Raw genomic sequence first — 24,263 nt, forward strand, 5'->3', positions numbered from 1 at the left:
CCTCTTGAGCATGGCAAGTACCTACTGCTCCTTATCCTGGGCAACCTCACCGCTTACCGCATGGATATAATAAGGGCGGTCCGCATCCTCTACTAGTACTCGCCAATAAGGCGCGGATACTTGCATGTCCGTATCAAACGTCTGTCCATGATAGCCAAGCTGAATATCGGTAATAACCGAGCCATCCGGCAAATTCCGCTCAATGAACGGCGCTACCGCCTTCGCTGCCGGCAGCACCGTCTGCTGCTTCGCATCATTGCTATCCAGCACCTCAATGCGCGACTGCTTAAAACCCGTAATTTTCTGATTGCTGTAATACAGCTCCAGCTTGACCTCGAACAACGGCCGGTTATCGACCATCCGGTACAAGACGAACACACCTGCCTTGCTGCCGAGCGGATCGAAAGCGTATTGTTCGATATCAGGAATTTGATTGCCTAGTGCAGCGAGCAAATCCTTTTGCGAAAAGACGATTCGTCTATCCACTGGCGTCTCCAGCTTCACAAGCTCCTGTTTCTCCAGACTTAGCGACTTGAGCTGGTAGGTTAAATCGCGCATGCTTGGCGTTTCAAGCGGCAAGTTGGCGTTCAGCTCGATGCGCTTCTGCTTCATCACCGCGACGGTGTCTGGCGGAAGCTCTGCTGAGTGATTGTTAATGTCCAGCTGCTCCCGCACCTCCAGCCATACCTGATAGCCCAGCAAAATATTAAGCAGCAGGAAGCTGCCGATTAGCACACTTTTCGCTCTGCTCCAATCCAAACGCCTCTCACCTCCTACTTCGCCGCTCCAGCCGATCCTTCAGCATCGGTCGTTACTTCCATCGGAACGTAGCCTGTTGGATAAGCCTCCATCAGCACTTCCTGCGTGCCATCCGCAAGCTTCACACCCCATACGGGGACAAAATCCAGCTTGCTGCCTTCCTTCGGCACCGCCTGAAGTGCCGGGAACAGACTTGTGACCTCAGATAGCTTTGCATAATGCTTGAGCGCACCCCGCAAATCATCGCCACCCGGCAAATAACGTGATTCCCGCGTTTCTGCCTGATTGCCAAGCGTAATCAGCGAACGATTGTACTCTGTCACCACGCCCTGCTGCAAAATCAGCCGAATCCAGCCATACTGAAAGCCAGCCGCCTCCAAAACCGGATATTGCTCCAAATACTGCTGGAACAGCACCGTTCTGCCCAGCTTGCTGTCCGCATCCAGTACAGGATTAACGAAGCGATGCGTGCCATCCCAGCCGCCATGCTGATTTACAAACTCCACTGCGGCATACACATTATCGCTCAAAATATTATCTGCGCTCTTTGACGCCGCCGGATCGGTATAAATCATCCAGTTGCCGCTCTGCTCCACTTGAAGCCCGCGTTTGCCATCGGTATAGATTTGTGCGCCGCTGCGATCCTTAAGCGCCTTCGTCGTTCCTGGATCGAAGAACAGATTGCGCTGCACCACATCTGCCGAATAAATCGTATATGGATACACGATTTCCACCGCCTGAAGCGGCTTATCCGGAATATACAGATCACCGTCCGCATACTGATAATTCGTCTGATATTCCCCGAAGCCGACGTAATCCTGCACATCGCGAACCGTCAAATCGGCCTGAACCGATTCATAGACGATATCGCCACCCTCGCTAAAGAAGAAGGTTCGCACCTCTTCCGTATTGCTCGTTTTGAAAATCCAGATGCGGTCAATCGTCTCATTCAAAAACATAATGTCGCCCTGCACCTTCAGCAGCTTGCGCAGCAAATCAACCGGTACGCCATTCTGGAAGCGCAGCTCCACACCCGCATCCTTTTTCCGCACCTGCTCCCAATCCATGACATCGATTGGACTCCGCTGAAACCCTTTAAACTCGCGGCCCTGTATGCGGTCCTTGAGAATCATATTATAGAAGGTCATGCCCGGATACAGCACCGTATGCTTGTCCCCGCCAAAGTGGATGATCAGCTCATCGGGAAAAACAACATTTTCCACCGTCGTCTCTTCACCAAGCGGCTCCGCATTAATATAGTCCTGCTCCGTCCGTACCGTAGCCCCAAGCCCTGGCATGCTGTAAGCGAGGAAATAGCTTTGTATGAGGCTGAAGGCGACCAAAAAAATCAATAGCATCGTTTTCGCCCGTTCCATTAGCTTCGCTCACCGTCCTCTTCCAGCATCGGCAGCGTGAACGTAACCGTCGTCCCGACATTCAGCTCCGAATCAAGCGAAATCGTGCCGCCATGCGCTTTGACGATTTCCCGGGCAATGGACAAGCCGAGCCCTGTTCCGCCCATATTGCGCGAGCGGGCCTTGTCTACGCGGTAGAACCGATCGAAGATCTTTTGCAAATCCCGCTTCGGAATACCGATTCCCGTATCCTTGACGCTAATCGCGATTAGCGATTGCTCCTGTTTGCGGGCGCTTAGCTGAATTTTGCCGCCGTCCAGCGTATATTTAATCGCATTGGAAAAAAGATTATCCAGCACCTGATCAATCTGATCCCGGTCCAGCCAAGCCTCTTTCAGCTCGCTATCGACCTGAATAGAAGCCCGAATCGACTTCTGGCGCAGCTGGAACGAGAACCGATCCGCCACCTCGTCGAGCATATCGTGGATGTTCGTCTGCCTGCGCCGCATGGGCGCCTGATTGGAATCCAGCCGTGACAAATGCAGCAGGTCGGACACGAGCCGAATCATTCGCTCCGTCTCATTGCTGATAACGCCGACGAAACGCTCCGACAGCTCCCGCTCCGCTAGCGCCCCGTCATTCAGCGCCTCTGCATAGCTCTTGATCGTCGTCAGCGGCGTCCGAAGCTCATGGGAGACATTCGCAACGAACTGCCTGCGCGACTGCTCCAGCTTCTCCTGCTCGGTGACATCCTGCAAGACGACAATGGTCCCCGTCGTCCCTTTATCCCGGCGGTGAATGGGCGTAAAGGTGACGCGCATGATCCCTTCCGCCTCATCCATTTCCGCTTCCTCGCCCCGATCAAGAATGAGCGTCTGCTCCTTGCCCTGCCGCAGCTCGTCCAAGCGCTGCTGAGGCAGCGACAGCAGCTCGGTCAGGCTGCAATTTTCGCAGCTTTTGCGATCAAGCATTTCCAGCGACCGCCGATTCCAGACGATGACCTTCCCGTGCTCATCCGCTGCAATAACGCCATCGCTCATATTCGAGAGAATGGAATTCAGCTTCTCATTCTCCTCTTCATTGACCGACAGCGCCTCCTTCAGCCGGATCGTCATATCGTTAAACGCCATGCTGAGCCGCCCAATTTCATCATCGCCCAGCACCGGCACCTTGAAATCGAACTTCCCTTCAGCGACCGCTGCCGCCTGCCGGGTCAGTCCTTGAATGGGGCTCGTGATCGTATGGGCAAGCAAAATGCCGAGCACCCCCGTCAGCCCCAAAGCGAGGAGCGTTCCCGAGAAAAAAATCTGATTGACCCGGTTCACCGTGTCATACAGGCTGTCCATCGACGCGACCATATAGACCGCGCCGAGCACATTGTCATTGTCGTTGCCTGTTACCGGCAGCGCAATGATCTTTTTCCGAACATTATTTTCGTCAATGATCTCTTCCTCGTTCTCTGGAATGCCGACCAATGCCCGGCTCACGGCGAGCGACGGATTTTTCTTGCCTACATACGATTCCGGCACCTGAACAGACGTCGCAACGATCTTGCCATTCGCATCGAGCACCTGCACCTCTGTGCCGCTTATGCTAAACAAGTTGCGAACGACGAGACTGAGCCCTTCCGCGCTTTCCACATTCGTATCCAGATCGCCGCCTGGCTTGATGGACAAGTGGCGCGCCGCCAGCTTGGACAAAATATCGGCCTGCTCCTTGAGGTTGTTCGTGAAGCTGTCCGTCAGCGACGTCTTGACCGTGCTGATGAAATAGACGCCAATCAACTGCATCGCCACCAGAATCAGCAGCAAATAAATAATGACCAGCTTCACCTGGATCGTGCGAAAAAATCGCCGCACCATCATACGTAACCGTAACCTCCCGGCTTCGTGCTTCGCATCATATAACCCAGCCCGCGCCGCGTCATAATGAACTCCGGCCTGCTCGGATCATCCTCGATCTTCTCACGCAGCCTGCGGATTGTTACATCCACCGTCCGCACGTCGCCAAAATATTCAAAGCCCCATACCGCCTGCAGCAAATGCTCTCGCGTCATGACCTTGCCGCTGTTGCGCGCCATGTAATGCACAAGCTCGTATTCCCGGTGTGTCAAATCAAGCGGCTGATTGTCCTTGTAGACGACATACATGTCGGTATCAATGAACAAATTAAACAAACGCAGACCCTGCTTCTCCTGCTCAGCGTCCTGGCCGCCATCCGAGCCTTGCGCGCCTCCCGCACTTACCGTAACCTCTGCCGACTTCTGCTGCCGTCTTAGATGAGCCTTCACTCGTGCCAGCAGCTCGCGAGTGCTGAACGGCTTCGTCACATAATCATCCGCACCAAGCTCAAGGCCCAGCACCTTATCGATTTCCGTATCCTTCGCCGTCAGCATAATGATCGGCATATGCAGCTTCGCGCGAACCTCGCGGCACACATCCATGCCATCCTTCACCGGAAGCATCAGGTCGAGCAGCATTAAATCCGGTTTCTCTGCAAAAGCAAGCTCCACAGCCTGTCCGCCATCGAAAGCACAAATAACCTCGTAGCCTTCTTTCTCCAAGTTGAACTTCAATATATCTGCAATCGGCTGTTCGTCGTCGACCACTAAAATTTTACCGTGCATCGTCACACCGCCTGTCGCTTCCTAATTCTGATCTGTTTAATCTTCCCATACTTTAGGGTAAAACCTTATATGCATAGCAATACTATCTTACCATACTGCCATACCCAGTTCCCAATTAAAGTTCCTTCATGCGCCTGAGTTGAAAATAAGAAGAGGAGCGCCCCCGCAAGCTTTCGCTTCGGCTGCACTCCCCTGATGGTATAAGTCCGATTATAAATATTTCAACGGGTTTTGAAGCTCTCCGTCTTTATGAATTTCAAAATGAAGGTGGACGCCGTAAGACCGTCCCGTGTTCCCCATAATACCTAGTGTATCGCCTTTTTCTAATATATCGCCTACGCTGACGCTAATCGAATCCAGATGCCCGTACAGCGTTTCATATCCGTTCTTATGGTCAATAATGACTACGTTGCCGTAGCCGTTCTTCGTGCCAGCAAAACTAACAACGCCATTGTCAGCTGCTGTAATCGTTTTGCTGCCCGTCATGTCGATGCCTTTATGCATCCGTCCCCAACGCTGTCCGAACGTGCTGGACACCGAATAGCTCGATACTGGAGAAGAGAATAAACCCGTTCCTTCACCCAAAATGACCTTCGTGCCCTTCATCATAACGGTTGGAATAGCTTCCGTAATCACCTGCTGGTCTACCAGCTCTTCGCTGATTAGGTAACCATTCTCTTTCACGATTTTGTAGGTTAGGCTCTTGGAGCCGCTGACGCCTGCGCTGATCAGCTTGGATTCTCCAACGCGCATGTCATCATTTTTCTGAACCTCGGTTGGCGGGTCGATCGTTACGATCTCCGTCAAATTCTCGGTTGTCCGGACAGAAAGCTCCGGCTGGCGAACCGTAAGATCAAGCACATCTCCAACCTTGATCATATCATCTTCAATGCCTTTGTTATTCTCATAAATCACTTGCGGTGAAATATCAAATTTCTGAGCGATACAACCGACGCAATCGCCTTGCGCTACCGTATATTTCGTTGGTTTAATTGTGCCCTCTACGAGCAGCTTGTACATATCATTGTCTGAGACAATGTCGCTAAGCGAAGTCGATACCGCATCCGTCTCCACCTTCTCTACGAAAGCGACATCCGTCAGTTCCTTGCCTGCCTTAGGTGTATTCTTGTCCACCTCTGCTTCCTCTGGTGAAAAAGCGAGTGCGCGAACCTTCGTTGATTCCTTCTCCGCCTTCTCTTCCGGTGCATATTTGCTCTGCACACGTGCCAGTACGGCATCTGCTGCTTCTTGGTTTTTCACAATACCGATTACTTTGCCATTTACCTTCACCTCTACGCCAACAGCGTGGGTTGTAAGCAGGCCTTCCAGCTTCGCAAGCGTCTGCTGCGTATCCGGGACACCTTTGTATGCACTTGTACTCGTATATGTAAGTTGACCTGATTCCACCAAGATTGGAATATCCGGCGTTGCCTGCTGTGCTTCAGATGCCTTCTGCTCAAGCAGCGCCCCAACCTCCAGCGGACTGCCGACCGTCCCTACTTCGGTGCCGTTCATATATAAGTGATAATAGTCATTCGTGTTAGCCTTAATATATTGTATACCGCCAATTCCGACTGCTGCCAAAATCGCGATAATTCCGCCTGCAAGGATGATAGGTTTCTTATAGTTAGTAGCTGCTGTTGTCGATGTCGCTTGCACTGCTGCGGTCGGTTGCTGATTGATGCCTTTCGAGTCTTGTGTTCGGAATTGCCGAAAGAACTGAATGGATGTATTCCACGCCTTTCGGATCCGACCCGTTGCCCTAAAATCGGTCATGATCGTCTCCTTCTCGCCTTAATGCCGCTATCTTAATTAGGTCTTCCGATTCATATCAGGGCCCTTTGTCCCGTCAGAACACCCGACTATTACTTTAACATAGCCTTAACACGAGGAGCAACCTCTCCGAATACCGCCTAATATTAATATTTCTTCAGAATACTCATAATTTGCTCGTATTCTTCCTTGCTCAAATGCTGGGCAATGACCTGTTGAAGCTCTGTAAGCTCTTGATCTGTAAGGCCATTTTCCATGTATCCGGATATCGTCTGCCAAGCTTCTTGGGGCAGCTTGGTCATTAATAATCCGAACAGCTCTGTCTTGTCCGTGTCGCTCATTTGGCTTTTGACCTGGTTCAGCTGATCCGTCGTAACCGCTGTTTCCGTACCGTCAATGGAAGAGCCATCTGTACCCGGCTCCGACTCTACTAAAGGCTGCTCTCCATCCACTTCTTCCGTACCACCGTTCGTCGTGCCGCTACCCTCCGTACCGCTTTCCGTGCCACCTGCGCCTATACCTAAGGCTGCACCGCCGCCCGCTTTCTTCCCGCCGCCAATGCCCATATCGGTAAGCGGCGGCTCCGATTGCTGACCGAAAGCATCGATGGCAAGCGGGGAATCTTCCCCTGCCGCTGCGCCCTCGCCCGAGGAAACCTCTCCGCTGGGCTTCTGAGCTCCTGTCTCTCCTTGCTCAGCCGAGCTGCTGCTGCTCGACCCTGATGAGCCATCCTTTCCAGCCTGCGAGGCGCCAGACTGCCCCTTAGAGCCGCCTGTATCCGCCATCAGCGGATCAGCGCCCCACATTTTTCCCCATAATCCAGTCAGCGCCATTGGCTTTACTTCCAGAGGTAAATTATATTGCTTCAAAATCGTATCCACGTAACTGCTCACAATATAGCCCGTCGTCCAAATCGACAAAAAGCTTATAATGATTCCTGCTGCCACCGTTTTCGCCAGCCAGCCCGTCATCTTCCACATGCTCTTCACCTTGCCCTTCCCGTTTGACCCGTCTACACAATGGTTTCTTTTACCATTATGGACAAGAGAAAGGGCACATAACCGCTGCTCAGTGCTGAGAGGCCCTTTTATATAACAGAATTGGGCTGTCCCAGACTAGCCAGCATAGCCAGCAGCTGCTGCTTCGTGTCTTCATCCGTAATAACGCCTTCTTTGTTCATCTTGAGAGTGATATGCGGAATCATGACTATGCCTTGATCCACGATAATCGCATTAATCATATTCAGCGTAAGCAGCAGCGAAGCATTGGCTTTATCCCCGCCCATTGGAGATGGCGATGCCGTGACAACCGCCACCCTTTTGTTGATGAATTCGCCAGAGGACACGATCCAGTCGAGCGCATTTTTCAAGGAGCCCGGGACACCATTCCCGTATTCAGGTGTACAGATGAGAACGCCGTCTGCCTCCTTTAGCTGTTTGCGCAGCTCTCTAACTGCTGCTGGCCCTTCCTCTACATCCAGATCAGGATTAAAATGCGGAAGCTCGCCCAGCCCGCTGTAAACGCTGAAACGTACAGGCTCCGCAGCCAGCCCGATAATCGCGCTCATAAGTGCCGTATTGGAAGACTTCTCACGCAAGCTTCCCGAAATCGCCAAAAGCTGAATATTCTTGCTCATTCCACATCATCCCTTTTCATTTATTGTGAAAAAAAAAGAAAGAAGACAGCATTCGCAGCTGTCTTCCTATTTGTTATCCGTCTAGCGGTTTCGTCTATTTGTAAATAGCTACAACCGGATTTGTCTGCTCGCGGTTGCGGCCGACTGAGAAAATCGCAATCGGAATACCTGTCAGCTCCGATACGCGGTTCAAGTAATTGCGCGTGTTCACTGGCAGATCATCCAGCGTTTTTGCGCCAGAAATATCCTCGGACCAGCCTGGAAGCTCCTCATATACCGCTTCGCAATCCGCAAGCATTTTCAGGCTTGCTGGATAGTGCGTAATGATTTCCCCATTATATTTGTAGCCTGTGCAAATTTTAACCGTTTCAATGCCTGTCATAACGTCGAGCGAGTTAAGCGACAAGCCTGTAATTCCGCTAACACGACGAGCATGGCGTACAACTACGCTGTCGAACCAGCCTACACGGCGCGGACGGCCAGTAACCGTACCGTACTCGTGGCCTTTATCGCGAATCAAATCGCCGATTGCATTGTTTTGCTCAGTTGGGAATGGACCATCGCCAACACGTGTTGTATAGGCTTTAGCTACGCCGATAACTTGCTGGATTTTCGATGGGCCTACGCCAGAACCGATACATACGCCGCCAGCGGATGGGTTGGACGAAGTTACGAATGGATATGTACCTTGGTCAATATCCAGCATAACGCCTTGCGCGCCTTCAAACAGCACCTTGTTGCCAGCATCAATCGCATCATTCAGGACAACGGACGTGTCCGTTACATACGAGCGAAGCACTTCAGCATAAGCGAGGTATTCCTCAACGATGCTGTCGGCATTCAGCGGCTCGCCGCCGAATACTTGCTCAATCACTTGGTTTTTCTCGACAACAAGGCGGCGCAGCTTCTGCTCAAACTCTTCTGCATCCATCAGGTCGGCGATCCGAATGCCGTTGCGAGCGGCTTTATCCATGTAGCAAGGACCGATACCTTTGCCCGTTGTACCAATTTTATTATCGCCTTTGCGCGTTTCTTCCAATGCATCAAGTACGATATGATAAGGCATAATGACATGGGCACGATCGCTGATTTTCAAGTTTTCAGTTGAAAACCCGTTTTCTTGAATATAGTTAATTTCTTCAATTAGCGCTTTAGGGTTAATAACCATACCATTACCGATGACACACACTTTATTGTGGTTAAAAATACCCGAAGGTACCATCGTTAATTTATATTTCTTATTGTCAATGAGAATAGTGTGTCCGGCATTGTTACCGCCTTGATAGCGAGCGACGACGTCGGCGCCTTCCGCCAGATAATCGGTAATTTTGCCTTTTCCTTCGTCTCCCCACTGCGTACCAACCACAACAACCGTAGACATAAACATACCCCCGTCCGGTGTATAGACACACCGAAATTTACTGTTCTTCTATTGCACCGGTTTTCCCTTACTTACGAGAACAACGGGTGACACACGAAGACAGCAATATTAGTGTAGCAGTACCCGAAATAGAAGTCAAACTAAAAACGAACAATTGTAGAAAGAGCTCTACAATTGTTCGGATATCATTAGGATGCCTGCGATGGATCCTCATGAGAACGGTCCAAGCTGACGAATTTATTGAAATTTTTCAGAAACACCAGCTCAACCGTACCAACGGGTCCATTCCGCTGCTTGGCGATAATAATCTCGATAATATTCTTTTTCTCCGATTCCTTATCGTAATAATCATCCCGATAAAGGAAGGATACAATGTCGGCATCCTGCTCAATTGAACCGGATTCCCGAAGGTCGGACATCATCGGACGCTTGTCCTGACGCTGCTCAACGCCCCGGCTGAGCTGCGACAGCGCGATAACCGGCACTTCAAGCTCACGGGCAATCTGCTTCAGTGTACGGGAAATTTCCGATACTTCCTGCTGCCGATTTTCCCCTGCCTTGCCGCGGCCGGAAATAAGCTGGAGGTAATCGATCAAAATCATGCCAAGCCCGCGTTCTTTCTTGAGACGGCGGCATTTCGCACGAATCTCAGCGACCGTTATGCCGGGTGTATCATCAATAAATATCTGCGCCTCGGATAAGGCGCCAATCGCCATCGTCAGCTTTTCCCAGTCATCGCCCTCCAGGAAGCCTGTCCGCATCCGACCCGCATCCACATTCGCTTCCGCACAAATCATCCGCTGCACAAGCTGTGCAGCCGACATCTCCAGACTGAATATGGCGACCGTCTCGCGTGCGCGAACGCCGACATTTTGGGCAATATTCAGTGCGAACGCCGTCTTACCAACGGAAGGACGGGCCGCAACAATAATGAGATCGCTGCGCTGGAAGCCGGACGTCATTTTGTCCAAATCGACAAAACCCGATGGAATGCCTGACGTACCGCCTTTGTTCATATACAAGTGCTCGACCTTCTCGAACACTTCCATCAGCACGTCGCGGATGGAAATAAACCCGCTGCTGGAGCGCCGATTGGAAATTTCGAGAATTTTCTGCTCCGCATCGCCCAGAAGCGCACCTACCTGCTCCGTTCCGGCATAACCTTCGGTTACGATATTCGTAGCCGTGCGGATCAGACGGCGCAGCAAGGATTTCTCCTCTACGATCTGCGCGTAATAATCGACGTTCGCTGCCGTTGGAACGGAGCTGGCCAGCCGTGCCAAATAAGACACGCCGCCAATTTCGTCGAGCAGCTGCTGATCCTGCAAATGCGCAGTGAGCGTAACCAGATCGATCGGCTGATTATTTTCAGCCAGCTCAATCATCGCTTCATAAATACGCTGATGGGGGCCGCTGTAAAAATCTTCACTGCGAAGACGCTCCATAGCTGTAATCAGCGCTTCCGCCTGCAGCAGCACGGCACCGATAACGGCTTGCTCCGCCTCCATGTTCTGCGGCGGAACGCGATCAAACTTCAGCTCTGTACTCATCATTTCCCCCTATAACTATTATTCCTCAGTTGTTTGCACGCGCAGCTTGGCTTTCACTTCAGGATGCAGCTTCACAAGCACTTCCGTCATGCCAAGTGTACGAATGGGCTCTTCCAGCTCAATTTTACGTTTGTCGACCTTAACGCCTTGTGCAGCCAGCTGCTCTCCGATTTGCTTGGATGTGATGGCACCGAACAAACGGCCACCTTCGCCAGCCTTCGTCTTCAGCACGATCGTCATTTCCTCCATCTTCTTCGCAAGCGTCTTCGCATCTTCCTTCTCCTGCGCTTTACGCTTCTGCTCGGAAGCATTTTGTACTTCGAGCGTCTTCAGATTGCCGTCTGATGCCGGTTTTGCCAGTCCTTTAGGAAGTAAAAAATTACGCACATAACCTTCGGATACATCTTTAACCTCGCCTTTTTTCCCTTGTCCCTTAACATCTGCCAAAAAAATTACTTTCATTCAAATAACCCCTCTTCCTTATCAATTTCTTTTAGTACCGCTTTAAGCTTCTCCGCTACTTCACTAACGGTGCCCTCAAGCTGGGCGGCAGCATTCGTTAAATGCCCGCCTCCGCCCATTCTCTCCATCACGACCTGCACGTTCATGTCGCCAAGCGAACGCGCGCTTATGCCGATTAAGCCGTCTGTTCGCTCGCCAACGACGAACGATGCCAAAATATCCGTCATATTGAGCAGCGTATCTGCCGCCTGTGCAATTAACAGCTGGCCTACCTTGCGGCCCGGATCGGTTACAGCAATCGCGATATGCTCATAATGGACGCTAGCATGCTTAATAATTTCCGCCTTGCGTACGTACTCTTCCAAATCTTCCTTCAGCATCCGCTGCACAAGCATGGAATCCGCGCCGTTGCGCCTTAGGAACGATGCCGCCTCAAACGTTCTGGCGCCGGTACGAAGCGAGAAGCTCTTCGTATCTACCGTAATGCCAGCAAGCAGCGCAGTAGCTTCCCGCACATCAAGCACGATGCGATCCGCAATGTATTGGAGAAGCTCCGCTACCAGCTCGCAAGTGGAAGACGCATACGGCTCCATGTAGACCAGAATCGCATTCGCAATAAACTCCTCGCCGCGGCGGTGATGGTCAATGACGACGATTTTCCCATGTGCTCCAATTAGCCGCGGTTCCTTCACCATCGACGCCTTGTGGGTATCGACGACAACCGTCAGCGTCTTATTGTTCGTCATGGACATCGCCTGCTCCGGCGTAATGAACCGTTTGGAGAAACGCTCATCCTCGCGCAGCATCTCCATCATTTTCTGAATGGAAGGGTTGATGCCTTCCAGCACAATGAAAGCTTCCTTGCCGAACATTTGCGCCGCCTTCGTAATCCCAATAGCTGCGCCGATTGCATCCATATCCGGCATCTTGTGGCCCATGATGATAATATTGCCGCTTTCCTTAATCAAATCTCTAAGCGCGTGCGCCACGACGCGAGCCCGAACACGGGTCCGCTTCTCGACCGCATTGGACTTGCCGCCATAGAAAGACTGCCTGCCGCCGATTTTGACAGCTGCTTGATCGCCGCCGCGCCCAAGAGCAATATCAAGGCTGGATTGCGCCCACTGGCCCAGCTCAACAATGCTCTCTGCCTCAGCAGCAAAGCCGATGCTGAGCGTCGTAGGGATTTTCTGATCGCAGGTAAGCTCGCGAACTTCATCGAGCAGCACAAACCGGGATTGCTCCAGCTGCCTAAGCGTCCTGAGGTTCGTGATGAGCATAAACCGGTCTGAGGTCAGCCGCTTAATATGAAGCTGATAACGCTGCGCCCACTCGGTAATCTCGGTCGTAACCTTGGACAGCAGCGCCGAGCGCTGGTTGTCATCCATGCCCTGTGTTACTTCATCCAAGCTGTCAATCATGACGATGCCCAGTGCCAGCTTCTCCTCTTCATATTTCTTGGAGAGATGCCACAGCTCGGTAATATTTTTCACGTACAAAATGCGCTCTTCCGGCTTGAAAATCAGCTGAAAAACATAGTTTCCCACTATAACCTGCTGCTCTGCCTCGCGTTCCTTGTCCTTCGTCTGGTGCAAGGAGGGGAACAGCTCTGCGATGGTCTGCCCCACGACAGAATCATGGCCCAAAATCTCAGCAATATAAGGGTTATGCCATTCGACCGTCTTGTCTTCATTATACAATATAATACCGAAAGGAAGCTCGCTAATCACATCATTGCCGGCCTTCTTTACCCGGTAAGAAATCGTACTTAAATACGTTTTTAAATCTTTGCGGAACGCCCGCTCCGCTAGAAAACCATATACGCTGAAACCGATCATAAACAGCAGAGCAATAAGCCCGATTCGCCATTCGAACCAAGCAAGGGCTGTCGTCATAACCGCCATAATAGCGAAAGCCGCCAACTGATGCATGCCATGCCAGCGAACAACTAAAAACTTTGGCATTTCCTGATCGCTCCTGTGCTAGGATTTCTTCGTAAATGACTTACGGATAGGGAAAGCAGCATCAAGCACACCGATTAAGCTCAGTGGCGAGAAAAGCAGTACAGGTATTGCAATAAGAACTGGAATAGCCGGGTTCCATTTGCGCTCATGGGCCAAATAGAAGAAGAAACCGACGGCTTGGATTGCAAAAGCGAGCCTCAGCAGCGGTAGTAAATTCAGCACGGCTACTCCCATGAAGGACTTGCTGTCTGGACTGACAAACATGCTGAGAATGTAAACAATCACATAATAAATAACTAATACCCGCGGCAGCATCCAATCTTTCGCCAGTGGCATTCTCGGCACCTCTATGCCCGAGGATACAAGCACACGCCGCGAAATATATTGGGTAACAACAGCGTAGAAGAACGATACGCTAATAACAGCGAGCGGAATCGTATTCAGCATCATTTGAATGAGCATCTCGGTATACTCATCACTCCATTCCGCAGGAAGCAGTGGCTGCAATTGCGGATCGCTAAATACGGAGCGGACAAAATTGCCCATTTCGCTAGTCAGGGACAAATCTAAAATCACTTCAAAAGCTGCAAATTCCATCAAAAACAGTACAAGCAGCGTAATAACCGTTCTTGACAGCACTTTATGTGCAGGCAGCTGCTTCTTGAACATATGCCCCATCACAATAGAAGGAACAAGGAAAAACAAACCGATAATTAACGCTGGAGCTCCTAATATGAGGAAGGACACCACCCATACCGGCAGCATATGCAGAATGAACCCACGCGCTGGAAGCGCTGTGTACAACACCACATAAGGAACCATAAGACACAAGATGGTCAAAATATTTAGAACAGGTACAGCTATGGACAATAACAGGAGCAATGCTACCGCGCTCCATAAAACAGATTTCATACCGGTCTTCAAACCGTTCACCTCTTGCACATGTATATTCGTAAATCTAGCCGCCATGCTTGCCAGACCCCATTATATCACAAATAAGCTTCACCGCATCCAACAAGCGTAAACGGCGTTGCCTTACTTTGGAGGCAATGCTCGTTTCGCGGAGAAATAGAAGCCTATTTATATAAACAAATTTATAATTCCTTATATTTCAAGCGTAAACGACATGGCCTTACATTGATAAAAGGCGGAGAGCCGCTGCTCTCCGCCTTCTTTGAAATAGACTATGCCTCAATCGCAATTGCGCTTTGCATAATCGTCTGACAATAATCAATAATTTCACTTCGCCGCACAATGCCAATAAAATGCTCGCTGTCATCAACGACCGGCACAAAGTTTTGCACCTTCGCCAGCATAATGAGGTCTTCCATGTTCGCGTCAATTCGAACCGAGCGGTGACTGAGCCGCAGCGGAACGTCCGCCAGCTTGACTTTATTCGTCATTTCGAAAGTCAGCTCCGGCCTATTTTTCATGAACCATAATAAATCGCCTTCTGTGACAACACCTGCATATTCGCCCTCAGCGTTAATAATCGGTACGGCTGTGTAACGGTGATGCTCCATTTTCTCCAGCGTCTGCCTAAGTGTTGCGTCATGTGTTACCGTTACGACTTCCTGCTTGGGCAGCAGAAAAAACGCAATGTTCATCCGTCAATCAACTCCATTTCTTCCTTCGCTTACCGCCCTGAGACTGCCCGCAGTCTACTCGGCGTCGCTTGCGCTGGACAATGAGCCAACCGGCTTTTGCACTTTGGAGGTGTACTCATCCGGCATGATTAAATCCTGCTTCGCCGTATCTGGGTTCAGCCAGCTGCCAATCATCGCCTGCGTCTTGGACAAATCGTCTTTATCTGCAAAATAATACCATGCGCCGCCGTTCGTCAGCCTGTGCCCCTCGCCTTTCAGCGTATGGCTGTATATCGTGCGGTTATCCTGTTGCAGCTGCTGCTGCGCCAGCTTAATCATTTGGTCAGGCTGGATGTCCGTACTGAAGTTTTCGCCCATAATGTCAATCAGGTCAGGGATTTTGCTCCATTGACCGACCTCTGATGCTTTATCCAGCAACTGATTCAGAAAAATTTGATGTCTTCCCGTACGGCTCATATCGCCTCCGGCATCTTCACGGTAACGAACGTAATTCAGCGCATCATTGCCATTATATACATCCTGACCGCCTTTCACGACAAATTTTTCGTGATCGGGATCCTTATTTACTATATCTTCTGCAATCGGCAGGGAAATCCCTCCCATTGCATCAATAACAGCACGAAAACCCTGAAAATTAATAGCCGCATAATAGTTAATAGGCTGATCAAATAGATTTTCGACCGTCTCAATGGCCATCTTGGCACCACCAAATGCGTACGCATGCGTAATTTTGTCCTCTTTATTTTTACCCACAATTTCCGTATACGTATCACGCGGGATAGATACCATGAGAATAGCGCCGTCCTTCGGACGTATGACCGTGTAGATCATCGTATCCGATCTTCCCGTTTCCTTGCCCCGCTGGTCGACCCCAAGCAGCATAAGTGCGAACGGATTCGTATTCATATTGCCGACTTGAATAGGTTCGCGACCTTCTATTGGTTTATAGGTTTGCTCCAGCCCAGTAGCTACCTGATCCGAGAGAAACCAGTTGAAACCCAGCATAGCAAGCGCTCCGCGATTAAAATAACCCGCCGTTCCAAGCACGAGCACCGCTGCGCACAGCGTATATATCCATTTCTTCTTTTTGGTCCAATTTGACATTTCCCTAACTCCTAACTATTAAAGTTATAGTGCTTCAGAAGCACACTCACCATCATAAACGACAACCTTGAGCCATAAGTTACAAAACTTTTACAAGACTTTGCTACCAATTGATGTATTCTAGCGAGTTTTGGCAGGAATAATAGTGGGTAAGGAAGAATATAGTATAACGCACCATTCATTTTTCGAATCAGAAAGGATGACCTTCACAAATGCAACAAATCAATCAACCTGATCAATCCTCAACTGGGCTCGATCCTAAGGTCGCAGCGCTGCTTTGTTATGTTTTCGGCTTCATTACCGGTATCATTTTCCTGGTCTTGGAGAAAAACAGCCGGTATGTGAAATTTCATGCGATGCAATCCATTATTACATTCGGCGGCTTACTTGTGGTTACGATGGTACTGAACATCATCCCAATTATAGGCACACTGGTTAGTGGCCTGCTTAGTATTGCTGGGTTCGTCCTCTGGATCTTCCTAATGCTTCAAGCTTACCAAGGCAAGCAATTCAAATTGCCTTACGTTGGCGATATTGCCGAGAAGCAAGCTGCACAATTTAAGTAAATGGCACAAGGTGTAACGGCTGTCGCCATCCTTTGACGGCGCGGCGCGTTTCATTCCGAGAAAAATAAGGCTCCCATCCGCTTAAGGATAGGAGCCTTATTGTTTACCCGCCTTGCGCGTATGCCTGAGCAGACGCTGTAAGCCTAATCGGACATGTCTCCTGCTGCAGCACGGTTACCGATGCAGAAACAGAGTGGCATTCAAATAACGGCGGGCCAGCGAGTGGAAATACGCCGTCTGGATCGAAATTGCCGCAATGAACAAAATATTGCGAAGCGCCTCCGACTGGTCGTTCGTCAAATCCGGGAGCTTTCGGGCAAAACGGTCCGCCGAAGCTTTAATCGCATTTTCCGTCAATGCATCCTGCTTGCTGCCACCCTTTACATGGCCGAATGTATCCAGAAGCTGATCATTGTTCGCATCAAGCTCTTCAAACATGGCCGAGTAAGACGCATACAGCTCAAGCGGACCAATCAGATCGGCCGATTCATCCTCCGGCTTAATGAATAAAATCTCAAGCAGCTTGCGAATCGACTCAAAATCGAGATTCGACTTCAAATCATCAATGACGAACAAAAGCGCCGCTTGATTCAGTGAATATTTTTTCCCCATTTTTGGACAATCGAAATAAACCTTAAAATCGCGCTTCACCCAATTCTGCATAGAGGTAATAGACATGTTGGAATACTCCACCATATGGCCGAGCGTAGCGATTTCCTGCAGTGAGAAGCCTCTCACTTCATTGCCTTTTATCATCTTCTCCAGAATGGGGGGAAGGGCCGTGGATAAGAAGGCGGGCAGAGAAGCTCCGGCTTCCAATGCATCGCGGTGCGTCTTCTTCCAAGCATCCTGCAGCACCTGCAAGGGACGATGTCCATCCTGTCCATCCAGCGCCATCAGCAGGCAAGCCATTTCTTTTCGAGTAAGCGTGAAAGACTCCATATCGCTTTCCTCCTACTTGTACTGAACCATTTCAAGTTCGAATGAACTTATCATACGCCTGCGATATAGGAATGTAAAGACGAGATAATAGCCAATAATATCAACATTTTTCGCATTTTTGACTGTAATTTGCCTCATATGGCCTGCTAACAACGAATGGCGAGATTGCATATTGACCCTTGAGTTCGGTATATTAGTTCATAAGAACTTAAAATTCATTTAAAAAGGATAGTGAAAAGTAGACATGGGTATAGGACTTAATCTGTTATTGATTGCATTATTAATTGTGATGACTGCCTTTTTCGTGGCAACGGAATTTGCTGTTATCAGGCTCCGGGCAAGCCGGGTCGATCAATTAGTGCTTGAAGGCAAGAAAAACGCTCTTGCCGTACAACAGGTTACAAGCAATTTGGATGGTTATCTGTCGGCCTGTCAGCTTGGTATTACCATTACAGCTCTCGGGTTAGGTTGGCTGGGTGAACCGACAGTGGAGAAAATCCTGTTCCCTCTTTTTCAACAGCTTAGTATAAGCAGTGAAGTCAGTCACATATTGTCCTTTATTATTGCTTTCGCTTCCGTTACATTCCTGCACGTTGTTATTGGTGAGCTTGCTCCGAAGACATGGGCAATTCAAAAAGCTGAGTTTATCAGCTTCACAGTAGCAAAGCCAATCATTTTGTTCTACAAAATTATGTATCCTTTCATCTGGGTACTGAACGGCTCCGCTAACGCGCTTGTGCGCATGTTCGGCCTGAAGCCCGTTAAAGAACATGAAGACGCTCATAGCGAAGAAGAAATTCAGATTATTCTGAATGACAGCTACCAGAGCGGCAAAATCAACAACACGGAATATGGCTACGTGAGCCGCATTTTCGCTTTTGACGAAATGCTCGCGAAGGAGATTATGGTGCCCCGCACCGATATGATTTGCCTGTATTCCAACAAATCGTTAGTTGAAAACATGGAAATTATTCATAAAGAACAATATACACGCTTTCCTGTCGCTCAAGACAGCAAAGACAACATTATCGGCATGATTAATACGAAGCAGATGTTTTTGCAATTCCATCATAATAAAGAGTTTGATTTCAAAAAGCTGATCCATCCTGTACTTACGGTTTCCGAAGTGCTGCCTGTCAAAACGCTGCTTAAGCGCATGCAACAGGAGCAAGTTCATATCGCCATTTTGATGGATGAATACGGCGGAACATCCGGCCTCATTACGATTGAAGATATCCTGGAAGAAATCGTTGGCGAAATTCGCGATGAATTTGATGCTGACGAGCGCAAGGATATTGAGAAGCTGGATGACAACTCCTACCTGCTTGACGGTAAAGTATCGCTCGACGAACTAAGCGAGCTGACAGGCATCAACCTGGAGCATGAGGAAGTCGATACGGTAGGCGGCTGGCTGTACAGCGAAATTCAAGATCCACGCATTGGCAAGGAGCTCCATCACCTGAATATGCGCTTTATTATTCGTGAGATCGGCAAGCATAGAATCAAGAAGGTCGAGCTGATTATCGAAGCCGATGATATAGATGCACAGGTTGTAACAACCGCATAAGACTCATAAGTTAAAATCGGGGCGCTACTCTTTAAAATAGAGAGGCGCCCCGATTTATTTGTATTCCCTACATGCTCCGTCGTCCTAATATTAGTTTGCTGTCTGCTCCCGCTTGAACAACTGTTTCATCAGCGGCGGCGTAACCAGCGTTGTCACCATTATTACGAGTACAACCGGAGTAAAATAAGCCTGTGGCAGCAGGGCCGACTGCAAGCCGGATGCAGCGATAATAAGCGCTACCTCGCCTCTGGAGATCATCCCCGCACCAATTCCTATGGAAGAACGCATATTGAAGCCTGTGAGCCTTGCTCCGGCTGCAGCACCGAACATCTTTGTCAGTATAGCCACAATGGAAAGCAAGGCGATAAACAGCAGCTGCTCGCCGATTCCGGCAAAGGTAACATTAAGTCCGATGCTGATGAAAAAAACAGGCACAAACAACGAATAGGCTATAGGCTCGATCTTCGTTTCGATCGTATGGCGAAGCGGTGTTTGCCCAATCGCAATTCCCGCAGCAAAGGCACCGATAATGCCAGCTACGCCCATTGCATCTGCGAAGTAGGCAAACCCAAAGCAGATAACAAGCGCAGCGCTTATCGCCGCCTCTGTAACCGGAAAGCGGGACAGCCGCTTCATGACGAAGGGCACCAGCCACCAGCTCGCAGCGATGACAACAGCAAAGAACAGAACTTTTTTCCCTAGCAGCAATGGAATAGATACATCTCCTCCTGAACCAAGCACGCTCATGACAACAGCCAGTAAAACAACGACCACCACATCATCTACAACCGCTGCTCCGAGTATGGTCGTGCCCTCTCTGGAGCTAAGCTTGTTCATCTCCTTCAACGTTTGAACCGAAATGCTGACCGAGGTCGCCGAGAGCAGCAGCCCGAGAAAGATCGCCTGCCCAGAGGATAAACCGAACAAGACAGCTGCTCCGTATCCACCGGCGAATGGCAAAATAATGCCCCCCAGCGCCACCGAAAATGACGCTTTCCAGTCTTTACGCAGCTGCTCCAGATCCGTCTCAAGCCCTGCGATAAACATGAGCAGCAGCACGCCTATTTCTGAGAAATGAGCGAGCCAGTCGCTATTGTCGACCCAGCCAAGCAAAGCAGGACCGACGACTATTCCTGCAAGCAGCTTTCCGAGTACAGCAGGCTGACCGAGCTTAACGGAGATCGCCCCTGCGATTTTGGACACCGCAATAATTAGCATTAACGTTAAAATAAATTCCATTTTATCTTCCTCCTTTTGCAGCAAAAAAAACATAAAGAAGGAGCCCGCATATATACGGGCTCCTTACAAGCAGACAGAGAAATCCCGTTGTTGACAGACTCCTCCAAAAAATATCTTTTTATTCAATTACAAGCTCAATGCATTTATTATACCTGAAATGAGCCTCTAAAACCATACTTTCAGCCCATTAACTTCCGCTCAAGCTCTCGCGTACCGCCTTCGGAAGCGACTTCACCACCAGCTCATAGGAGTGGGTGATCATGCTTTCGACCTCTTCCGGCTCCAAGCTGCCGTCCAGCAACACCGTATTCCAGTGCTTCTTGTTCATATGGTAGCCGGGAATAACCGCCGCATGCTGCTCGCGTAAATTTTCTGCAATGATGGGGTCGCATTTGAGCGATATCGATTTCCGGTCGTCTGAAATCAGGGCAAACATCTTTCCTTCTACCTTCATAACCAGCGCTTCCGGTCCGAAAGGATAATCTTCAAAAGCGCCCTTCTTGCCCAGGCAATATTCAACATAATGTTCCATAGCCGTTGTCCCCCTTTCTTCTTATCGTACCATCTTCCGTTGAAAAAAATAAAGTTCCCGCCCAAACAGCTGCTGCCGTTTAAACGAGAACTTATTATGGTTATTCATAATTAAATTAGTAAACGAGCGAGAACAAGCCGTTAACATGCGTCAAGTAACGAACGTTACTTGCTTCCTTCATCAGGGAAGCTGCAGTGCCTCTCAGACGAAGCTGGCTTGCGCCAATTGTTCCGATTGCATCTTTGCGGCCAAGGCTCGCAAGAACGCCGGAGTTAACGAATTCAAACGATTTTTGCGGCAAGCCTTTGGATTGCGCGAATAAGTTGTAGCCGATTGCTTCGCCCATTTGCCATGCGATTTGTGCACTTGGCGGATATGGACGACCATCCGGGCTAAATACAACTGCGTTGTCGCCAGCCAGGTAAACTTCAGGATGCGAAGTCGATTGCAGGAACTCATTCACAGTCGCACGGCCACGGTTCACTTCGATACCGCAGTTTGCTACGACAGGGTTGCCTGTAACGCCGCCAGTCCATACGAATGTGTTAGCCACAAGCGTTTGACCGTCTTTCAAAATAACTTCGTTGCCTTTTACTTCTGTAACCGCAATACCCATCAGCAATTGAACGCCGCGTTTCTCAAGGCTTGCTTTCGCACGGTCAACAAGCTCTGCAGGGAAACCAGCCAGGATCGACGGGCCTGCTTCAACATTGTATACCGATACTTCGCTGATGTTTACGCCGCTTTGCTCACACCATTTTGGCAGCATGTCGGCAATTTCACCGATCAGCTCAATACCAGTCAGGCCGCCGCCGCCAACAACGATCGTTGCGTCAGCTTTGTTTTTCGATTTTGCATACGCAGCAAGGCGCTCTTGAATGTGCGCGCTCACGCGGTTAGCTTCCTCAACCGATTTCAGCGTCAGGCTGTTCTCTTCAAGGCCTGGAATGCCGAAAAATGCCGTTTCGCCACCAAGAGCGATAACAAGCGTATCGTAGGAAGTTTTTGCACCGCTGGAAAGGTGAACTTGCTTCTGGTCCGGATCAATTTTGTCGACAGTGTCGATAACCAAATTGATGGATTTATCTTTGAACAGCTTCGTCAGCGGCAAAGCAACGTTGTTCTCATGAACGCCGCCAACAGCCAGACGATGCAATTCAGTTACGATTTGGTGCGATGGAATACGGTTAACAACGGTAATGCTTGCTTCCTCAGGGGATAAATGTTTGCGAGTTGTCAATGCGCTCAGCAAACCACCATATCCGCCACCCAAAATCAAAATATGCTTAGACATACTGTTCCTCCGTTCTCATTCTGATCCGATCTTAACGTTGTTTGTTGCGCTCAGCCAATACATCCAGGAACGATTGCGCGAAACGCAATGTTTGTTGAACCTGAGGATCTTTCAGCATTTTGAGAATGCCGAACAGACCGATTGTCGTAGGCTCTGCTTGTGCACGATCATTTGCTTCTACAGCAGCCGATGCAATGCCTTTAGCCTTGTCCGTAATCGGCTTAACGAATTCCTCAATACCATGCTTCATGTCGCCCATAAGCACTTGGTCATTCGCCACAGTTGTTGCTACATCATAAGCTTTGGTCATCAAAGTAACCATTTCAGCAAGCTTAGGCAAGCTTTCTACCAGCTGATTCAGCGAGCTTTGGATTTCCGGTTTAAGCAATTGCTCCAGAACGTCCAGTTCACTACGTACAGATCCCGTCTGTACTTCTTGCTCTGTTAATGTTTCCGACATACGAAAAATGCCTCCCTTGCGTTGTTTGTTGCATGATTAGTTAAACGCCGTTACAACGGCAAGCCGCCTCTGAAAAAAGCCTGAAATTGTGAAATGTTTCACAATAAGGGCGCATTATTAGAGGGACTTGACCACACTCATGTTCATTTTATTCCTTTGCGACAAAAACTGCAATTACAACTTTTAGATCCTTTATTATATTTTAATAAAAGGACTGCTTATGCCAGCAGTCCTCCGTTTTATAATGCTTATATTATAGCTTAAAATCATTATCCGCATTCACTTCCTCCGCTGCGTAAAGCGGGGAACGCGCCTGCAGCCAGTGGAAGAAATTCGTTGCGATAACCTTCAGCACAGCATAGCCTGGGACGGCTAAAATAATACCCCCTAATCCAAACAAATTTCCAGCGGTCAAAATGACGAAAATAATCGTAATGGGATGAATCTTCATGCTTTTCCCCATAATTTGCGGAGAAATAAACTTTCCTTCAATCAGCTGGACAATCGTCCAGATCACAATCATTTTAAGCAGCATGACGGGTGAGGTTACCATCGCTACAATGAGAGCGGGCGTAATCGCGATAGCTGGACCCAGATACGGAATAATAGCTGTACAAGCAGCGATCAGCGCCAGCACTAGCGAGTACTCGAGCCCAATAATCAAATAACCGATATACAGCAGCAGGCCAATACAGAAGCTCACAATAATCTGCCCTCTTATGTAGCTGCTGATTTGGCCGTTCATTTCGCCCATAATACGCTTCGTGTGTGCTCTCATGTTCGTTGGCAGTATAGCAGCAATATAATTCGGCAGCTTCTTGCCATCCTTCAGTAAGTAGAACAGAATAAATGGCAGTGTAATGACCGCAAGCACAACATCTTTAAGCGCTCCCACGAAAGACCCTACACTTTGCCACACGCCATTTAGCAGCTCCGTTCCCCGCTTCGTAATATTGCCGCTCAAATCTGACGGATTTATATTGAGCCACCGCCCAATTTCCCGCAGGTCGCCGCTGTGCATCAGCTCATCAAACTTCGTTCGCAGCTGATCCGCATAACCCGGTAAATTTTCGACCAGACTTACGACCTGTGTGCTTACAATTGGAATAACCACCGTCAGCAAAATCGTCAGCAAGCCCAAAATGACCGCAAAGATTACAAAAATAGAGTAAATGCGCGGAGCCTTCTTCGTCTCCAAATAGTCAACAATCGGATTTAGCAAATAATAAGCTACACCAGCTAAAATAATCGGCAGCAGCACCGTCTTGAACAATACGGTGAGCGGCGTGAACACGTAGGAGATTTTGCTCATGACGAAAATATTCAAACTTACCAGGAGCAGCACGAGCAGAAATATAACAAATTTATTATTTAAAATAAATTGTACAAACCGATCTGTTCCTGTTTTAAAATGGTTCATCCGCTGTTCCTTCTTCCTGCTTTTGA

The 24,263-nt window shown here is 49.3% G+C and carries 22 protein-coding genes; 2 read left to right on the forward strand and 20 right to left on the reverse strand.

Annotated elements, in window-relative coordinates; all coding sequences use genetic code 11:
* Window positions 1–21: 21 nt before the first annotated feature.
* The 14 genes from yycI to AC50YG_RS29875 form a co-directional block, all read right to left on the reverse strand.
* Window positions 22–759: a two-component system regulatory protein YycI gene (gene yycI / locus AC50YG_RS29810; protein ID WP_473756055.1), complete on the reverse strand. Its 738-nt coding sequence runs from the start codon at window positions 757–759 to the stop codon at window positions 22–24.
* 14 nt (window positions 760–773) lie between these two features.
* On the reverse strand, window positions 774–2,135 hold the full coding sequence (locus tag AC50YG_RS29815; RefSeq protein ID WP_473756057.1) for a YycH family regulatory protein: 1,362 nt from the start codon (window positions 2,133–2,135) through the stop codon (window positions 774–776).
* Complete coding sequence (walK, locus tag AC50YG_RS29820; protein WP_494832324.1) at window positions 2,135–3,979, reverse strand: cell wall metabolism sensor histidine kinase WalK; 1,845 nt, start codon at window positions 3,977–3,979, stop codon at window positions 2,135–2,137. Before walK ends, AC50YG_RS29815 begins: the two co-directional genes overlap by 1 nt.
* Window positions 3,976–4,740 carry a response regulator YycF gene (gene yycF, locus AC50YG_RS29825; RefSeq protein WP_494832326.1) on the reverse strand — a complete coding sequence of 255 codons (765 nt, stop codon included), beginning with the start codon at window positions 4,738–4,740 and terminating at the stop codon, window positions 3,976–3,978. The genes walK and yycF overlap by 4 nt, the downstream gene beginning before the upstream one ends.
* A gap of 210 nt (window positions 4,741–4,950) precedes the next feature.
* The gene (locus AC50YG_RS29830; RefSeq protein WP_494832328.1) at window positions 4,951–6,516 is read right to left on the reverse strand and encodes a peptidoglycan DD-metalloendopeptidase family protein; all 1,566 of its coding nucleotides are present in this window, start codon (window positions 6,514–6,516) and stop codon (window positions 4,951–4,953) included.
* A 143-nt stretch (window positions 6,517–6,659) separates the two neighbouring features.
* A complete protein-coding gene (locus AC50YG_RS29835) occupies window positions 6,660–7,502 on the reverse strand; it encodes a hypothetical protein (RefSeq protein ID WP_494832330.1) in 843 nt (280 codons plus the stop codon).
* A gap of 98 nt (window positions 7,503–7,600) precedes the next feature.
* Window positions 7,601–8,149, reverse strand: a complete 549-nt coding sequence (locus AC50YG_RS29840; protein ID WP_494832332.1) for an NADPH-dependent FMN reductase — start codon at window positions 8,147–8,149, stop codon at window positions 7,601–7,603.
* 94 nt (window positions 8,150–8,243) lie between these two features.
* Window positions 8,244–9,530, reverse strand: a complete 1,287-nt coding sequence (locus AC50YG_RS29845) for an adenylosuccinate synthase (RefSeq protein ID WP_473756062.1) — start codon at window positions 9,528–9,530, stop codon at window positions 8,244–8,246.
* Window positions 9,531–9,718: 188 nt separating this feature from the next.
* Entirely contained in the window at window positions 9,719–11,080 is a 1,362-nt protein-coding gene (gene dnaB, locus AC50YG_RS29850) for a replicative DNA helicase (RefSeq protein ID WP_341283116.1), read from the reverse strand.
* An 18-nt stretch (window positions 11,081–11,098) separates the two neighbouring features.
* Window positions 11,099–11,542, reverse strand: coding sequence for a 50S ribosomal protein L9 (gene rplI, locus AC50YG_RS29855; RefSeq protein WP_056036137.1), 444 nt, complete (start codon window positions 11,540–11,542; stop codon window positions 11,099–11,101).
* Window positions 11,539–13,506 (reverse strand): DHH family phosphoesterase, encoded by a 1,968-nt coding sequence (locus AC50YG_RS29860; RefSeq protein ID WP_494832335.1) that lies wholly within the window; start codon window positions 13,504–13,506, stop codon window positions 11,539–11,541. Before AC50YG_RS29860 ends, rplI begins: the two co-directional genes overlap by 4 nt.
* A gap of 18 nt (window positions 13,507–13,524) precedes the next feature.
* Window positions 13,525–14,475 carry a DUF2232 domain-containing protein gene (locus tag AC50YG_RS29865; protein WP_494832337.1) on the reverse strand — a complete coding sequence of 317 codons (951 nt, stop codon included), beginning with the start codon at window positions 14,473–14,475 and terminating at the stop codon, window positions 13,525–13,527.
* 215 nt (window positions 14,476–14,690) lie between these two features.
* Window positions 14,691–15,113, reverse strand: a complete 423-nt coding sequence (locus AC50YG_RS29870; RefSeq protein WP_341280258.1) for a CBS domain-containing protein — start codon at window positions 15,111–15,113, stop codon at window positions 14,691–14,693.
* Between the two features lie 54 nt (window positions 15,114–15,167).
* Window positions 15,168–16,217 (reverse strand): LCP family protein, encoded by a 1,050-nt coding sequence (locus tag AC50YG_RS29875; protein WP_494832342.1) that lies wholly within the window; start codon window positions 16,215–16,217, stop codon window positions 15,168–15,170.
* A gap of 212 nt (window positions 16,218–16,429) precedes the next feature.
* Here AC50YG_RS29875 and AC50YG_RS29880 point away from each other — a divergent pair, with 212 nt between their 5' ends.
* The gene (locus AC50YG_RS29880; protein WP_473756066.1) at window positions 16,430–16,783 is read left to right on the forward strand and encodes a DUF4870 domain-containing protein; all 354 of its coding nucleotides are present in this window, start codon (window positions 16,430–16,432) and stop codon (window positions 16,781–16,783) included.
* Window positions 16,784–16,957: 174 nt separating this feature from the next.
* On the opposite strand, the gene AC50YG_RS29885 is transcribed toward AC50YG_RS29880, so the two are convergent.
* Entirely contained in the window at window positions 16,958–17,725 is a 768-nt protein-coding gene (locus AC50YG_RS29885) for a DUF1836 domain-containing protein (RefSeq protein ID WP_341280261.1), read from the reverse strand.
* Window positions 17,726–17,969: 244 nt separating this feature from the next.
* On the opposite strand from AC50YG_RS29885, the gene AC50YG_RS29890 reads away from it, so the two are divergent.
* Window positions 17,970–19,292 carry a hemolysin family protein gene (locus tag AC50YG_RS29890; RefSeq protein ID WP_473756067.1) on the forward strand — a complete coding sequence of 441 codons (1,323 nt, stop codon included), beginning with the start codon at window positions 17,970–17,972 and terminating at the stop codon, window positions 19,290–19,292.
* Between the two features lie 90 nt (window positions 19,293–19,382).
* Here AC50YG_RS29890 and AC50YG_RS29895 read toward each other — a convergent pair whose 3' ends face one another.
* The 5 genes from AC50YG_RS29895 to AC50YG_RS29915 all read right to left on the reverse strand — a co-directional run bounded on the left by AC50YG_RS29895 (window position 19,383) and on the right by AC50YG_RS29915 (window position 24,237).
* A complete protein-coding gene (locus AC50YG_RS29895) occupies window positions 19,383–20,531 on the reverse strand; it encodes a cation:proton antiporter (protein ID WP_494832347.1) in 1,149 nt (382 codons plus the stop codon).
* A gap of 187 nt (window positions 20,532–20,718) precedes the next feature.
* Window positions 20,719–21,063 carry an MmcQ/YjbR family DNA-binding protein gene (locus tag AC50YG_RS29900; protein WP_473756069.1) on the reverse strand — a complete coding sequence of 115 codons (345 nt, stop codon included), beginning with the start codon at window positions 21,061–21,063 and terminating at the stop codon, window positions 20,719–20,721.
* Between the two features lie 115 nt (window positions 21,064–21,178).
* Window positions 21,179–22,357 carry an NAD(P)/FAD-dependent oxidoreductase gene (locus AC50YG_RS29905; protein ID WP_473756070.1) on the reverse strand — a complete coding sequence of 393 codons (1,179 nt, stop codon included), beginning with the start codon at window positions 22,355–22,357 and terminating at the stop codon, window positions 21,179–21,181.
* A gap of 31 nt (window positions 22,358–22,388) precedes the next feature.
* On the reverse strand, window positions 22,389–22,817 hold the full coding sequence (locus AC50YG_RS29910; RefSeq protein WP_046234592.1) for a DUF1641 domain-containing protein: 429 nt from the start codon (window positions 22,815–22,817) through the stop codon (window positions 22,389–22,391).
* Between the two features lie 253 nt (window positions 22,818–23,070).
* Window positions 23,071–24,237 carry an AI-2E family transporter gene (locus AC50YG_RS29915; RefSeq protein WP_494832350.1) on the reverse strand — a complete coding sequence of 389 codons (1,167 nt, stop codon included), beginning with the start codon at window positions 24,235–24,237 and terminating at the stop codon, window positions 23,071–23,073.
* Window positions 24,238–24,263: the final 26 nt, after the last annotated feature.

Source organism: Paenibacillus sp. J31R34, from assembly GCF_059383715.1.